A 15454-nucleotide genomic window follows, 5' to 3' on the forward strand; every position below is an offset into this window, starting at 1 on the left:
TTATTCCTTTATTTGGAATTATCCGAAGGAATTAATGGTGCTTGTGAGGAATATTTAAAAAGGGGAGGTGTATTAAATGGCATATTTAAAAATTGCATTTGAAAATTTCCAAAGTATTAAGAATCAAGCCGAAAGAGCGATGTCTCAATTAAGTCTGGATCAGCTTCATTATTCTCCAAACAAAGAATCAAACAGCATCGCGATCATTTCCAAACATATGAGCGGTAACCTGAAATCAAGGTTCCGTGATTTCCTGACAGCCGACGGCGAAAAACCCGACCGTGACCGGGATGGAGAATTTGAAGGCGCTTTTCACTCGAAAGAAGATTTACTCAATTTCTGGAATGAGGGCTGGTCTGTCCTTTTTGAAACACTTGAAAAATTAACAGAAGCCGATCTTGCTCGAACGGTATATATAAGAAGTGAACCACATAATGCCATGCAAGCCATACAACGTCAAATTGCCCATCAGGCAAGTCATTCTGGACAGATTGTCTATCTAGCGAAGATGCTTAAAAATGAGGAATGGGAAACACTCAGCATCCCAAGAGGAAAGTCACGGCAATACAACGAATCCATGAAGCTGGAGGATAAATAAAAAAGAGAGACCAGTGAAGGTTCTCTCTCAAGAAGTTGATGCATGTTTTGCTTTGTATTTGGTCCACTGGAAACGAATGAAACAGCCGATGCAGAATCCAAGAATCGCTATAAAAGCCGCTATTGCAACCATGATGGTGAAAAAGTAACCAATCGCTGTATATCCATTCGCGAAAGAAACAAGTCCTCCTGCTAAACAGATGACAGCTATTTTTTGATTAAACTGCTGCTGCTCCCAGTCTTCAGGGATATATGCGGAAAGATCTTTCTTCAAGAAATGTCTCGCAGCTTTCATTATCGGGTTATAACCGAAGAATATTCCTGATAATCCTGCAGCTAATGGTAAACCTAATATCCATTCAAAACCTGTTAACCAGGCACTAATTACACTTATGACAATGAACCACTGATTTGTCCTGACTAACGGCTGAGGAATTGAGCGTAATTGACCAGACAAAATTAATCCGACCTTTCTTATTGGTTTATAAGTATTTTACCTTTTTTCATCTGAAATGTTAAGTGTAAAGAAAAAATTCATGAAAACATCGCTGACATTGAAATATGGAAAAGTATCCCTGAATATAATGGAATGCTGCATAAATTATATATAAAAAAGACGGGGGAAAGCATGGGTCGATTTTTTAAAGGTGTATGGGTTTTGATTCTGGCAGGGTGCATTGGTGTTTCTGGCTGTGCTCAACAAACTTCTGTGAAGGATGAAACGGAAAAGAAGGTAGTCGAACCAGCTGAGGATCAAAAAGTCAAAGAAGAACAGGAACCAAAAGAACAGGAACCAGAAGTGGTTGAGCCAATTGTAGTGAAAGTCATTGAGCCAACAACACAGGAGGTTGTCAAATCACTGACACCAATTGAGTTGGGTTTTGGTACAGATGATGCGAAATACAGGAATGAGCTGGGGAAGTGGGCACGTGAACTGGCACGCGGTACAGAAACGACAGCTGGCTTTGACAGACGTATGATTCCGGATAAGCTCGGCCCAGACGGTCAGGTGATCAAGGGAAGCCCACTTATTATTTTGGAGGAAGAGGAACTGGTAAATAGCATCATCGAGGCTTCTAAAGAAGGAGGGACTGTCGAGCTGCCTCTCTATGTGACTGCGAGCAGCTACGAAATAAGTGATGCAGCCAGACTTGATGAGGTGGTTGTAGGTAAGTATACAACCTATTTTAATGCAGGGGTTGCCGGCAGGACAAAGAATATTGAGTTGTCAGCAGATGCCATTAACAATGTCATTCTGGGAGTGGGGGATGTCTTTTCATTCAACACAACGGTCGGTCCAAGTGATGAGGCCCATGGTTACCAGCCTGCCGAGGAGATTGTTAACAAAAAGCTGGTCATGGGCATTGGGGGAGGAATCTGCCAGACTTCTTCTACCCTATTCAATGCGGTCGATGTTCTTGGGGTTGGATATGTGGAAAAACATCATCATTCGCTTTCGGTCGGTTATGTGCCAAAGGGAAGGGACGCCACCGTTTCATACGGAGGCAAGGATTTCAGGTTCGAAAACACAACAGGTGTGCCATTATTGCTAAAAGCAATTGTCAGCAAGGGCAGCCTCACTGTGGAAGTGAGAACTTCAAAAGACTATCAAACCCAAATGAAAAAGGGAATCTAAGGGCTTAAAAATAATCCGTCATAAGACGTAGAACGAATCAACCTAATGGTGAATGTTTCCATCATCGCCTTCCATTATTCTTGAATTAAGAACAGGGAGGCGATTCAAATGGAAATGAATTATCTTGCATTAAAATATATTTGGAATTCAAAACAGGAAGAAATAAAAAGGAAAGCTCACTTCAAAGAAACTTATCAGCTTTATCCGCAGAGTAAAAAGTTTGACTGGGTGAGTGCATTAAGGAGGGAAAATAAATAAAAATAATTAAATACATTTTATACACGTCAGGTTTTGTGATTTTGCAGGTAATGATAGGGAAGTTCCAGCTATTTTTTAAGAATATGGGAATGGAAACATATAGCCTCTATCCATGGAGCTTCCTTTCTGTATTATTTTATTTTCCATTAGGTGTTTATCTTGGAATTCCGGAACTGCTGAAGAAATTTAGAGAAAATGGCAAGTGGAAAATCAATTGGCTTAAAATCTTCTTCATCTCTTTCCCGTTGATCTATATTTCTTTCTTCTGGTTCATTCCTTTCTCTTATCCAATTCCGAATTTTTTGGCAGACACCAATACAACATTTAAATTAGCGATGATTGCAACAGGTTTTATCTTTATGAATAGCATTGAAAAAGAAAACAGCGGATGAGAACATCCGCTGTTTTCCCATTAATTCATTTGGAGTTTTCATGAGGTACGTTTCTTTTCGTTCACATTCACCAACAGTCCCCGCTTGATCCAATAATCCAGATGGTCAACAGGAAAGACGCTTCGATTTTCAGCATTGTTCATTTGGATGATCACACTGCTCTCAGAAACCTCTAAAACCTTTAATCTGTCAGAGTTATACATATTCGGCATAAACCCATGCATGATTTCAAACTCCATATTATTTTTATATTCCATAAAAAACCCTCCAGGAATTCTTTATGGATATAATATTTGCCAGAAACAGATGATTTATCCATTTTTTTCGTCTTAAAAGGTTGCTGGTAAAATTAATAAAAAAGCAAGAGGGAGGTATTCCTCTTGCAACTTCTGCTAATTCTTCAAAACATTGAAGTACCTTGCTTCTGGATGTGAAAATACAATTGCTGTGACTGATGCTTCAGGTTCCATCATACAGCCTTCGGTTAATTCTATACCGATTTCCTCTGGCTTGAGCAGGTTGAAAAGTTTCTTTTGGTCTTCCAAATCTGGACAGGCAGGGTAGCCGAAAGAAAAACGCTGTCCCTGATATTTGGCGGCAAATCGGCCTTTCATTGTCATATCCGGTGTATCGGGGAATCCCCAACGATCGCGGATTTGTCGGTGGAGAAGCTCGGCAAAGCCTTCTGCGGTCTCAAGAGCCAATGCTTGGAGGGCATGGTTTTCCAGGAAGTTCCCCTTATTTTTCAGATGTTCTGCAGCCTGTCGTATTCCCGCACCTGCCGTTACTGCAAACATTCCGACATAATCTTTTTCATCATCTGTTATAGGCCGAACGAAATCCGCCAGGCAAAGTCCTGGAGATACTTCTTGTCGCGGGAACTCGAAGGTTTCAATAATTTGGTCCTGCTGCTGAGGGTCGAAAATATAGAGTTTATCCCCTTCGGACTGGGCAGGGAAGAACTGATAGACTGCTGCCGGTTTAATCCAACCATTTGTTTTTGCCTCTGTTAACAACGATTGGACAACCCCTTGCAGCATGACTGCCTTTTCATTTGATTCAGCGAACAATTTTTCCACTTTTCCTTTCAAACCCAGGTGATGTCCCAACAGCATCTGTTGATTGATATAGGGCTCGATATGGGAAAGGGAATAGGATTTAACGAGATGCCTATTTAAATCCTGCGGTATAAATACCGGTGCCTTTTCAATCACTTTTGGGCGTTCAAGGACAGCGGTAGCAGATTTCCGGCCAGGTATTATAATTTCTTGCTTGTTTAATGCAGCTTCCTGCTTTTCTTTTTGTTCTTGCAAAAACTGTTCATAGCCGTCTGGTTCCCGTAGTCGATTGGCGAGAGACAGGCCGTTCATCGCATCTTTTGCATATAATACTAGTCCGTCATATTGCTGCGCGATTTTTGTATCAGTAAACTTCCTTGAAAGGGCGGCGCCACCTACCATTATCGGGAGATCGATGCCTGCTTGCTTCATATCCTGTGCGGTCAGCACCATCTGCTGTGCGGATTTCACAAGCAGACCTGAAAGACCCACGATGTCTGGTTTTTCTTTTCTGATTGCCTCAATAAGGGCATTCGGGGCAACCTTGATTCCAAGATCGACGACATCATAGCCATTGTTGCTGAGGATGATATCGACAAGGTTTTTTCCAATATCATGGACATCGCCTTTTACAGTAGCAAGAAGCACTTTACCCTTAGCAGCGGTTGTATCATTTTTTTCCATATGCGGCTCCAGATGAGACACAGCTGCTTTCATGACCTCTGCGCTTTGGAGAACCTCAGCCACGATCAACTGATTATCATTGAACAGCCTGCCAACTTCTTTCATCCCATCCATCAAAGGACCGTTGATGATATCCAGTGGGGCAGGGTAGGTTTCAAGTGCAATATCCAGGTCAGGCAGAAGACCTTCTTTCGTGCCTTCGACCACATAGTAGGCCAGCCTTTCTTCAAGTGTCATATCAGGCAGGGTGCTTTTGGCTTCCTTCTTTTTATCCCTGTAAAAATCAGTAAAGTCAGCAAGTGTTTGATCTGTAGTATGGAACAATAAATCTTCAGCCATTTTTACTTCCTCTGGACTAATTGAAGCAAAACGCTCAAGCTTTTCTGTATTCACAATTGCATAGTCCAGGCCAGCCTGGGTGCAGTGATAAAGAAAGACAGAGTTCAAGACTTCACGGCCCACTGGTGGAAGCCCAAATGAAACATTGCTGATGCCGAGGATTGTTTGGGTTTCCGGGAATGTCTCCTTGATCATCCTGATGCCGTCAACAGTCGCTTTGGCTGAACCGATATATTGTTCATCCCCGGTACCGACTGGGAAGACAAGCGGATCAAAAATCAGATCCTGAGCAGGAATCTTATATTTATTGACAAGCAGGTCATATGAACGTTTGGCAATCGCCAATTTCTTCTCAGCGGAAACACCCATGCCTTCTTCTTCAATTGTGCCGACCACCACCGCTGCACCATATTTGTGGATCAGTCGGGCAACTGATTCAAAGCGATCTTCGCCATCTTCAAGATTGATTGAATTGATGATTGCCTTACCCTGAGAATAGCTTAGGGCCTTTTCAATGACTGCATCATCAGTCGAATCGATTACCAGCGGAACCTTCACCTTTTTGACAACTTCCTTAATGAACTGTTCCATATCCTGCAGTTCATCTCTGTCAGGGTCCGCCAGGCAAATGTCGATGACATGGGCTCCGTTTTTAACCTGCGCTCTTGCAATTTCGGCTGCTTCTTCTATTTTCCCCTCGGAAATCAAGCGCTTGAATTTCCGCGAACCGATAACATTTGTCCGTTCACCAACCATGATTGGTCTTAATGTTGGATCATCATAGATGAACGGTTCGATTCCAGATACCATGTGAAGCTGGTTTGCTTCTGTCTGCCTTGGCTCACGTTCTTTCATTTTTTCCGAGATCGCCTTTATATGGGCCGGAGTGGTACCGCAGCAGCCACCGACAATATTCAGCCAGCCTTGTGTGGCAAAGTCGGATAGTTTCTGTGCAAGGGTATCAGGTGTTTCATGATATTGACCTTCTTCATCCGGCAGTCCTGCATTGGGATAACAGCTGACTGCTGACTGGGAGAGGGAGGACAGAGAGCGAAGGTGCTCTTGCATGAATTCAGGACCTGTTGCACAGTTCAGCCCTATGGCAATTGGATTCATGTGCTGAACCGAAATATAGAATGCTTCAATCGATTGGCCGGCAAGTGTAGTTCCCATCGGTTCGATAGTGGCAGAAATCATGATTGGAAGTTCTTTGCCGCTCTGTTCGAAAGCCTGCTTGATTCCGCTATAGGCTGCTTTGACGTTAAGCAAATCCTGGCTGGTCTCAAGAAGCAGCATGTCCACCTTGCCATCGATCAGCCCGAGAGCCTGTTCTTCGTATGCTTTCGACATTTCTTCGAAAGTAGAACCGCCGGTAACACTCAATGTTTTCGTTGTCGGTCCCATCGAACCAGCCACAAATCGGGGCTGGGAAGGTTTAGATGCCTCATCTGCGGCGGCCCTGGCAATCAGTGCTGCTTTCTTGTTGATTTCATAAGCTTTATGGCCTAAACCGTATTCGTCAAGGACCAGACTGGTGGCACCGAATGTATTGGTTTCTACGATATCTGCACCGGCAGCGAAATATTCACGATGTATATGTTCAATCACTTCGGGTGCAGAAAGATTCAGGATTTCATTACAGCCTTCGAATTCTTCACCGCCAAAATCATCTGCGGAAAGATCAGCCTGCTGGAGCATCGTTCCCATTGCACCATCCATGATGAGGATTTTTTGTTTCATCTGCTCAATTAACAAGGTTGACATTTTGTTTCCTCCTCTTTAGAAGGCTGCTGTATTCATTGGCATATCCAGATAATTCGACAGTCATTTCATAGTTCATGAAAGGGGTGATTAAATAGATTCCGTTGAATAGTTCAGCTGCAGCCTCAATCAAACCCTTCGTGATAGCAATGCCTTCTTTCTTGGATTGAAGGGGTTCATTATTGAATTTCGCCATCGTTTCGAGTATTTCCTGTGAAATCTTGATGCCAGGAACCTCATTATGGAGAAATTCTGCATTCCTGCTGCTCGTAAGCGGCATCAGTCCAATATAGACCGGTGTATCCAAATGCCTTGTGGCTTCATGGACTGCCAAAAGCATCTTTTCTGAGTAGACCGGCTGGGTAATAAAATAATCTGCACCGGCTTTGATTTTCTTTTCCATCCTCAAGACAGCCTTATCAATGGAACGCACATTTGGATTGAAGGCAGCACCGATGGAAAAGGCGCCTTTTTGGCCTAAATCTTTACCAGAGTAGGAGAGTCCTGAATTGAACTGTTTGATCATCTCTATTAATTCAAAGGAAGAAACATCAAAAACAGAAGAGGCTCCGGGAAAATCACCCACACGGGCGGGGTCTCCGGTAACCGCCAAGACATCATGAAGGCCAAGGGTATGCAGCCCCATTAAATGCGACTGCAGCCCTATAATGTTTCGATCACGGCAAGTCAGGTGCACGAGCGGCCGCATTCCTATCTTTTCTTTTACCAGATGGCCGATAGCGGCATTTGAAATTCTTGGTGATGCAAGTGAATTATCCGCCAGTGTCAGGGCATCGATTCCTGTTTCTTTTAAAGCTTTCGCACCTTCAAAAAAGCGGGTCGTATCAAGTTTCCGCGGAGAATCCAGCTCGACAATCACAGAAGGACGTTCTTTTACTAAATCATGAAGTGGAGCTTCTGGCCTTTTAACATCTACTGGAGCGACCAAAACTCTGGTTTTTTTCGCGGCTATTTGCTTATCCGTTATTGGCTGTAATCCTTTTAACTCATCAGCTAATGCTTCAATATGTTGAGGGGTGGTTCCGCAACAGCCGCCAATTAACCTGACGCCCTGATCACGGAAGCTGCGGGCGGATTTCCTGAAATATTCTGGGTCTCCCTCATAATGGAATTTTCCATCTGTGTAAGCTGGCAAACCAGCATTTGGATACGCAGATAAGAACGCTTTTGCCGGAAGCTCAATTTGTTCAAGGCTTGAAATCATATGGTGGGGACCTAATCTGCAATTAAGCCCGACAATATCGGCACCTAGCTCCTCCAGTCTATCGAAAACTTCCTGAAGAGGGGTCTGGTCTTGCATGATGCCAATTTCCTGGAGAGACACCTGGGCAATGATCGGCAAATCTGTTTCCTTTCTGGCAATTTCAAGTACTGTCTCGATTTCTTCCATATCGTAAAAAGTTTCAAGCAACAGTCCGTCCACGCCTTCAAGAAGCAGGCAATAGAGCTGCTCCCTGAAGCTTCTCCTGATCTCTTCGATGGGGATGGCCGAGGGCCTGATTCCGCGATTGCCTCCCATCGTGCCAAGGACATATGCTTCGCTTCCAGCAGCCTGACGCGCGAGCCGGACGGCAGCGCTGTTGATTTCCTTCACCTGGTCTTCAAGTCCATATCTTTCGAGTTTTATATAATTGGCAGCATAAGTATTTGTCTGGATCAGGTCGGCTCCAGCGTTCATATAGGCTTTATGGATTTTTACAATCGCTTCTGGCTGAGAGAGATTCAACTCTTCGAAACAGGTACCTGCTCCGTAGGAATGGAGTAGGGTACCGATTGCACCATCCGCTATCAAAATTTCATTTTCCATACGTTTCAGGAAACTCATGATAATCCCTCCCTATATGCAGCTGCCGTTTCTAATCCGTACAAAGCCTGTTGGAAATCAGAAATCAAGTCATCAGCGTTTTCAAGCCCCACTGAAAGCCTGAGAAGACCATCACCTATTCCTCTTAGCTTGCGTTCCTCCGGCGGCATCGCTGCGTGTGACATTTTTGCAGGATAAGAGAGGATAGACTCTACAGCCCCAAGGCTGACTGCAAAAACCGGTAACTTAACGGAATCAATAAATCCAGGAAGGAGGCCTTCATTTCCAAACTCAAATGAAAGGACAGCTCCTGGACCACCCGCCTGCTGGGATTGAAGATCCGACTGTGAATGACTTGCCAGTCCAGGATAAAATACATTTTTGATCAAAGGCTGGCCTTTTAGAAATTGTGCAATCTTTCTAGCACTGTCCTGGGATTGGTTCATTCTTACAGATAATGTCTTAATTCCTCTCATCACCAGCCAGGCATCCTGGACTCCGAGGACCGCGCCGAAGGAGTTCTGAAGTGAATATAGCCTGTTTGCCAATTGCTCATCCTTTACAACAGCCAGGCCAGCAACGGTATCACTGTGGCCGGACAGAAACTTTGTGGCGCTATGAAGCACGATATCGGCTCCTAAATCCAATGGCCGCTGCAGGTAGGGAGTCATGAAGGTATTGTCCACAAAAGTATATGCTCCGTGCTTTTTGGCAATTGAGCTAAGTGCACGAATATCCGTTATTTTTAACAACGGGTTGGAAGGTGTTTCTGCATACAGCAATGCAGTGTTAGGGCGGACAGCCTGTTCCACGGCATCCAGGTCTGTCATGTCCACAAACGTATGTTCAATTCCAAAACGATTCAGAACCTGTGTTACCATTCTGTATGTACCACCATAAACATCCTCGGTGATGACCACATGATCTCCCTGCGAAAGCAGCATAAATGCAGTTGAAATCGCAGCCATTCCTGATGAAAAGGCAAATCCTCTTACACCGCCCTCCAATTCAGCGATTATATCCTCGAGTGCTTCCCTGGTAGGGTTGAGGCTGCGGCTGTAATCATATTTTCCAAAGTGATCAATCGAAGGCTGATGGTAGGTAGAAGCATGCTGGATTGGAACACTCACTCCGCCAGTTGCAGGATCCACCTTATATCTATTATGCAGCAGCTGGGTTTCGAAGGTATATGGTTGGCTCATTTAACTTTAGCCTCCTCATATGCCTTTTTAAAAGCCGCTTCCAGATCATCAATTAAATCTTCGTGATTCTCAATTCCAACAGAGAATCGCAGGAGCCTATCACAAACACCTGTTTTTTCACGGACTTCTGCAGGTATATCCGCATGTGTCTGAGTAGCCGGGTAGGTAATGAAACTTTCAACGCCTCCAAGACTCTCAGCAAAAGTGATTGTGGATAGATTTTTCAAAAATGGATTGACGATGGCAGGAGACTGTACTCGGAATGAAATCATTCCGCCTCTGCCTGGATAAAGGACATCCTTTACAGAATCATGATTCTCCAAGAATTCAACCAGTGCTCTGGCATTCCGCTCATGCCGCTCCATCCTTAATGACAATGTCTTCATGCCGCGCAGAAGTAGCCAGGAATCGAAAGGGCTCAACACCGCTCCGCCCCCATTATGATGCAGGGAGAGGGAATCACAAATTTTTTCACCCCTCGCAACAATCAAACCTGCAAGCACATCATTATGGCCGCCAAGATATTTCGTGGCACTGTGGATCACAATATCTGCGCCTGAAGTCAAAGGCTTTTGGAGAAGGGGAGTGTAGAAGGTATTATCCACGATCAGCAGTATCCCGTTCTCTTTGGCAATCTCCGCAATGGCCTGGATATCAGCCAGTTCCATCAACGGATTTGTCGGCGTTTCCACAAACAGCGCCTTCGTATTTTGGTTGATGGCTTGTTTGATTTCATTTAAATTCGACATGTCCGCATACGTACTATGTAATCCCCACTTTTTGAACCCCTGCTCAAGTAGTCTGTAAGTACCTCCGTACAAATCTTTTGAGACAATCCATTCATCTCCAGACTGGAATAACGTAAGAATCGTCCAAATTGCCGCCATTCCCGAGCTGCAGGCATATCCTCGGTCACCTTCTTCAAGATCGGCAATCGCCTTTTCCAAAATTTCGCGAGTCGGGTTGCCGGTGCGAACATAATCATAACCGCTGGACTGGCCGATCCCTTCGTGACGGTACGCTGTTGTTAAATAAATAGGAGGATTGACTGCACCAGTTGCAGATTCACTTCGATTGCCAAGCTGTGCTAACTTCGTATCAATTTTCACCAATATACTCACTCCTTAATTTTTCGGCAGGAGGCAGGAGGCAATGTTTGTTTTAAATCCTCGCATTTAAACTAGTAAACTACCAGCGTAATTGCGAAAATAAAAATTAAAAACAAAAAAGCCTTCTAAAGAAGAAGACTTTTAAAATATCAGCCAACTTCTTATCTGCCAAGTTTTTAAAAACTTGCTGGAATTAGCACCTTTTCAACAATGTTGAAGGTTGCTGAAGCTTCATAGGGCCAGGACCCTCAGCTTCTCTCGATAAGATTAAATAAAATTGAATTATTAAATTTCTCTAAATATTAACGCTGTTATAGAAGATTGTCAATCATTTATTTAAAGCGGTGAAGTAATTGGGGGAAAATCACGGCGGTATGATGACCATCAAAAGCGTTTATCGATTATGACTTGTATCACAAAAAGGATTTTGTCTTAATTGGAGGATTATGAGGGATAACAGGGAGGATTGGTAACCTAAAATTCAGCAATTCTATAAAAATGAGCACCACAAGTGGTTATGGGTGACCAAAAGTTCAGGATATCTTTAAAAGAGGGCACCAATGCGGCTTTGACCTCAATCGGAAAGTAACTGCATTTCAAAAGAGATACATAACAAAGACTGGCTCTCTTAAAACAAGAGCCAGTCTGACTGAATATCAAGCTATTAATTTATTCCTACTGCTTCAAAAGCTTTATTGACTGCATCGACCTCTGGAGAAGTTGACCCATAAAGGTCTTTAGCAGCTTGTACAGCTCCTGCACGTGCCTGGCTGAAGTTTGTTGAAGATGTGTAATAAACTGTGTTTGCACGATAGAAGATTGCACCCATTTTTTCAGTACCGACTCCTGAAACCGTCACACCGTAATGTGTGCCGCCCTGGCTAAGAAGGTAGGCTGCTTTGTTGATAATTCCGCTGTTTGTGTGGACTCCGCCATTATCAGAAGTTCCAGTATAACGCTTGGAATAGTGATCAGGGTCGCCGTATTTAGTTGGGTCGCTCATTGAGCGCAGCGCGTCACCAGCCGTGTTAGGTGTGTAGATGTCCTCGCCGATTTCGAAATCAGGATTTCTGTTGTCATGGAATTCAGCGAGTGTGCCGAAGATATCGGAAATCGCTTCGTTCAGTGCGCCTGATTCGTACTGGTAAACCAGATCAGAACTGAAATCTGTCACAGCGTGAGTCAATTCATGCGCCACAACATCAAGACCTCCGGAAAGAGGGATGAAGGTTGTGCCATCACCGTCCCCGTAAACCATTTGCTGTCCGTTCCAGAAAGCATTGTTGTAACTTCTGCCATAGTGAACTGTGGATTTCAGTGCTGCTCCTTTGTTGTCATACGAATTCCGGCCAAACTTGTTTTTATAGTAATCATATGTCAGACCTGCATAATAGTGAGCATCCACTGCTGCACGATCATATGATGCATTCAAATTATTGTCCGCATCGGCCCAAAGGGTACCAGGAGTTAGTTGACGGTTTTTAGCATCGTATGTGAAAACGCCGTTTCCACGAGTATTGTCCTGCAGGTAATAAGAACCATTTGAAAGTAGAGTGTTCAATGATTTCTGGTCACCCAGTACTCCGACACCAGATCCAACGGTATTTGTACCAGTTAAAGATGGATTGGTTTTGCCGGCAGTATGAATCGCATTGTACTTATTGATAATTTCGCCTGTTACTGCATTGATAAAGTACTGGTAATTGCCTGGTTCCGGACTGAGGAAGTTCAATGTTACATGATAGGCATACACAGCCTGATCCTCTGCAGGATAAACAACCAATTCAGCAGATGGAGCTGCTTCGTAATCTGGTTTGAAGCCAAGATCTTTTTCGGCTGTTGCGATGGCGTCTCTCTGTGACTTCTTATTTGAAGCCTTTACCAGTTTTTCGCCCAATCCTTTGCTGACAGTACCACTGAAGACTTGAAGGACTCCAGCTTCATCCACTCTTGCTGCCTGGTTAGCTCCCCAAACAGGTACACCATTGTATACTTGCTGCAGGCGGACTACATCTCCGCCAAGCTGATCTGCTTCCTGTGATTTGACTATGAAACTATCATTGGCACTAAGGCTATATTTACCTTTAGAAGCTTTCAAATAGCCAAGAACAACATCCTTAGCTGCTTTATCGGATGGGTTTGTAAGTTTGCCTGCAACAAACTCTTGTGTTCCATGGCTCTTTGTGAACTTCTTGGATGCTGAATCTTCCGAAGGTGCTGCAAAGCCCGAAGCTGCAACCAATCCGCTCAAGGCCAAGCTTGCTGTTAAACTTAATGAAACGACTTTCTTCTTCAAATAAACTCCTCCTAAAATCAAATTCTAGCTACTAGAAATTAGTAGATTATCATAGTTATACTCTAGTTATCTGAAGATTACAATAATTAAGTCTAAAAATGTCGAACCATTATGTTGGGAAAATTTTAGGGGAGGTGTTGAAGCTTTGACAGGAAACTTCCTATTTTAAAAAATGGCAAGACAGGAGATTTTCGTTCAAGGCGTTCCAATTTTCGGGGTCGTGCCCTGAGCTTTCTAAGAGGGTTTACTCCTGCCAGGTTTCCTCTGACCAGCTAAGCTCGAAGAACATTGAATTTGCATCCTCGAACCTGCCCATGCAGGATAAAAAAGAGTTTATATTTTCGGAGGAATCTTTAAGCTTTCCACTATAATCAACAGGAGAAAAACAACGTTAGAATATAACAGAGGATATTTCCGGAAAAAGAAGTCAGAATTTATTGACTAATCAACTAATATATTTTTATTATTAAGTTGTAGTACCAACTCACAAAAAGGGAGGGTTACATGAATGAATTCTTTATGGTTAGCTGTAATCGGAATGATTGTGTTTGCGATTGGCTATCGCTTCTATTCTAAGTGGGTAGCTGAAAAGATTTACCGCCTTGATCCAAACTACGTCACACCGGCACACCAATATTCTGACGGAGTCGATTTTGTGCCGACAAAGAAAATGATTTTGTGGGGTCACCATTTCACTTCTGTGGCCGGAGCCGCACCAATTGTAGGGCCGGCAATCGCCGTATATTGGGGTTGGCTGCCTGCATTCTTGTGGGTAACCTTAGGTACCGTCTTTGCAGCAGGTGTGCACGACTTTGGAACTCTGGTCCTATCTGTCAGGAATAAGGGGCAATCAGTAGGTACAATCACAAACAAACTGATTGGCAAACGTGCAAAAATCATGTTCTTATTCATTATTTTAATTCTTGTTTTGATGGTCAACGCCGTTTTTGCATGGGTAATAGCCAACTTATTTGTCAGCTTTCCCGCAAGCGTCCTGTCAATATTCCTGCAAATCCCGCTTGCAATCTGGATTGGCTATGCTGTTTATAAAAAGAAAAAAGGGATGCTTCTGCCTTCCTTGGTTGCACTTGCCGTCATGTATGGAGCAGCCGTTCTTGCCAGTCGTGTTCCAGCATTGCAAATCGATCTAGTGAAATACTTCGGCGGTGCCGACAATACCGTAATGTTCGGTTTAAGCGGCGTATCAATGGCATTCTTTGTATGGATAATTGTCCTGATGGTTTATGTTTACATTGCTTCAACTCTGCCGGTCTGGAAGCTTCTGCAGCCTCGTGATTATATCAATTCACATCAGTTGGTTGTAGGCTTATTCATCTTATATGCAGGCCTTGTTTTTCTTCAGCCTGATGTTACTGCTCCAGCAATGAATGCAGCGGCAACGGATGTGTCCTGGTTTCCATTATTGTTCATTACGATTGCTTGCGGAGCCATTTCTGGATTCCATGGACTTGTTTCTTCAGGGACATCATCAAAGCAACTGGAAAAAGAAACTGACGCCCGCTTTGTTGGCTATGCAGGGGCAGTAGGTGAAGGTATCCTTGCCTTGATCGCCATTATTTCAGTTGTCACCGTCTTTGCAACTAAAGCTGACTTCAGTGCTGCATATTCAAGTTTTGCTGCTGCAAGCTCTGGAGGTCTTGGCAATTTCATCAATGGTGCTGCCCAGCTTGCGACTGGAATCTGGATTCCTGCGGATATCGCAAGGACAATAGTATCCATTATTGTGGTAAGTTTTGCTGCAACCACACTTGATACTTCAGTAAGATTGATGCGGTACATCATTGCTGAAATTGGAAGTGAATACAATGTTCAGGCTCTGACAAATCCTCATGTTGCCACTACCGTTGCAGTTGTTTCCAGTGCGGCGCTAGTATTACTGCCAAAAGGGCCAAACGGGTTCGGTTCAGGTGGATATTTATTGTGGCCACTGTTCGGAACAAGTAATCAGCTTCTAGCTGGAGTCAGCCTGCTGCTTGTTTCCATCTGGCTGAAGCGGCAGGGACGAAACTATCTTGTCACCTTCATTCCAATGGTATTCGTCTTCTTCATGACCCTTTGGGCTATGATTCAGCAGGTAGTATTTCAGTGGTCTGGATATGGAAGCAGTGAGTTGAATATGCTGCTTTTCGGAATTGGCGGCTTGATTTTAATCTTTGTTTTCTGGATTATCCTTGAAGCTATTACAGCCTTTAGCAGAAATAATCCACCGCCATTGACAAAGGAAATGTAAGCATAAGGAGGCCGGGTAACCGGTCTCTATTGTTATTTTTGCAAGG

The 15454-nt window shown here is 43.8% G+C and carries 12 protein-coding genes and 1 riboswitch; of the genes, 5 read left to right on the plus strand and 7 right to left on the minus strand.

Annotated elements, in window-relative coordinates; genetic code table 11:
- Nucleotides 1–76: 76 nt before the first annotated feature.
- Nucleotides 77–598, plus strand: coding sequence for a DUF1572 family protein (locus QNH36_RS12325; RefSeq protein WP_283903563.1), 522 nt, complete (start codon nt 77–79; stop codon nt 596–598).
- Nucleotides 599–625: 27 nt separating this feature from the next.
- Here the strand turns inward: QNH36_RS12325 and QNH36_RS12330 are convergent, their stop codons facing one another.
- Nucleotides 626–1054, minus strand: coding sequence for a DUF4395 domain-containing protein (locus tag QNH36_RS12330; protein ID WP_144480969.1), 429 nt, complete (start codon nt 1052–1054; stop codon nt 626–628).
- 171 nt (nt 1055–1225) lie between these two features.
- Between QNH36_RS12330 and QNH36_RS12335 the strand changes: the two genes are divergently transcribed.
- The 3 genes from QNH36_RS12335 to QNH36_RS12345 all read left to right on the plus strand — a co-directional run bounded on the left by QNH36_RS12335 (nt 1226) and on the right by QNH36_RS12345 (nt 2883).
- A complete protein-coding gene (locus tag QNH36_RS12335; RefSeq protein ID WP_283903564.1) occupies nt 1226–2233 on the plus strand; it encodes a VanW family protein in 1008 nt (335 codons plus the stop codon).
- A gap of 108 nt (nt 2234–2341) precedes the next feature.
- Nucleotides 2342–2491 (plus strand): hypothetical protein, encoded by a 150-nt coding sequence (locus QNH36_RS12340; RefSeq protein WP_283903565.1) that lies wholly within the window; start codon nt 2342–2344, stop codon nt 2489–2491.
- Nucleotides 2492–2532: 41 nt separating this feature from the next.
- A complete protein-coding gene (locus QNH36_RS12345; RefSeq protein WP_283903566.1) occupies nt 2533–2883 on the plus strand; it encodes a hypothetical protein in 351 nt (116 codons plus the stop codon).
- 38 nt (nt 2884–2921) lie between these two features.
- On the opposite strand, the gene QNH36_RS12350 is transcribed toward QNH36_RS12345, so the two are convergent.
- The 6 genes from QNH36_RS12350 to QNH36_RS12375 all read right to left on the minus strand — a co-directional run bounded on the left by QNH36_RS12350 (nt 2922) and on the right by QNH36_RS12375 (nt 13157).
- A complete protein-coding gene (locus QNH36_RS12350; RefSeq protein WP_283903567.1) occupies nt 2922–3140 on the minus strand; it encodes a hypothetical protein in 219 nt (72 codons plus the stop codon).
- 135 nt (nt 3141–3275) lie between these two features.
- Nucleotides 3276–6728, minus strand: coding sequence for a methionine synthase (gene metH, locus QNH36_RS12355; protein WP_283903568.1), 3453 nt, complete (start codon nt 6726–6728; stop codon nt 3276–3278).
- A complete protein-coding gene (locus QNH36_RS12360; protein WP_283903569.1) occupies nt 6709–8571 on the minus strand; it encodes a bifunctional homocysteine S-methyltransferase/methylenetetrahydrofolate reductase in 1863 nt (620 codons plus the stop codon). Before QNH36_RS12360 ends, metH begins: the two co-directional genes overlap by 20 nt.
- Nucleotides 8568–9752 (minus strand): cystathionine beta-lyase, encoded by a 1185-nt coding sequence (gene metC / locus QNH36_RS12365; protein ID WP_283903570.1) that lies wholly within the window; start codon nt 9750–9752, stop codon nt 8568–8570. Before metC ends, QNH36_RS12360 begins: the two co-directional genes overlap by 4 nt.
- A complete protein-coding gene (locus QNH36_RS12370) occupies nt 9749–10864 on the minus strand; it encodes a methionine biosynthesis PLP-dependent protein (RefSeq protein ID WP_144480983.1) in 1116 nt (371 codons plus the stop codon). Before QNH36_RS12370 ends, metC begins: the two co-directional genes overlap by 4 nt.
- A gap of 155 nt (nt 10865–11019) precedes the next feature.
- Nucleotides 11020–11129, minus strand: a riboswitch (SAM riboswitch).
- A gap of 396 nt (nt 11130–11525) precedes the next feature.
- Entirely contained in the window at nt 11526–13157 is a 1632-nt protein-coding gene (locus tag QNH36_RS12375) for a M4 family metallopeptidase (RefSeq protein ID WP_251540065.1), read from the minus strand.
- A gap of 508 nt (nt 13158–13665) precedes the next feature.
- On the opposite strand from QNH36_RS12375, the gene QNH36_RS12380 reads away from it, so the two are divergent.
- The gene (locus QNH36_RS12380) at nt 13666–15408 is read left to right on the plus strand and encodes a carbon starvation CstA family protein (RefSeq protein WP_251540067.1); all 1743 of its coding nucleotides are present in this window, start codon (nt 13666–13668) and stop codon (nt 15406–15408) included.
- Nucleotides 15409–15454: the final 46 nt, after the last annotated feature.

Source organism: Mesobacillus sp. AQ2 (assembly GCF_030122805.1).
GTDB lineage: Bacteria > Bacillota > Bacilli > Bacillales > Cytobacillaceae > Mesobacillus > Mesobacillus oceanisediminis_A.

What these genes read in the sequence shown, in the direction of transcription:
- QNH36_RS12325 (WP_283903563.1), top strand. Translation starts at nt 77, where the DNA reads ATGGCATATTTAAAAATTGCATTTGAAAATTTCCAAAGTATTAAGAAT.
- QNH36_RS12335 (WP_283903564.1), top strand. Translation starts at nt 1,226, where the DNA reads ATGGGTCGATTTTTTAAAGGTGTATGGGTTTTGATTCTGGCAGGGTGC.
- QNH36_RS12340 (WP_283903565.1), top strand. Translation starts at nt 2,342, where the DNA reads ATGGAAATGAATTATCTTGCATTAAAATATATTTGGAATTCAAAACAG.
- QNH36_RS12350 (WP_283903567.1), bottom strand. Translation starts at nt 3,140, where the DNA reads ATGGAATATAAAAATAATATGGAGTTTGAAATCATGCATGGGTTTATG.
- metH (WP_283903568.1), bottom strand. Translation starts at nt 6,728, where the DNA reads ATGTCAACCTTGTTAATTGAGCAGATGAAACAAAAAATCCTCATCATG.
- QNH36_RS12360 (WP_283903569.1), bottom strand. Translation starts at nt 8,571, where the DNA reads ATGAGTTTCCTGAAACGTATGGAAAATGAAATTTTGATAGCGGATGGT.
- metC (WP_283903570.1), bottom strand. Translation starts at nt 9,752, where the DNA reads ATGAGCCAACCATATACCTTCGAAACCCAGCTGCTGCATAATAGATAT.
- QNH36_RS12380 (WP_251540067.1), top strand. Translation starts at nt 13,666, where the DNA reads ATGAATTCTTTATGGTTAGCTGTAATCGGAATGATTGTGTTTGCGATT.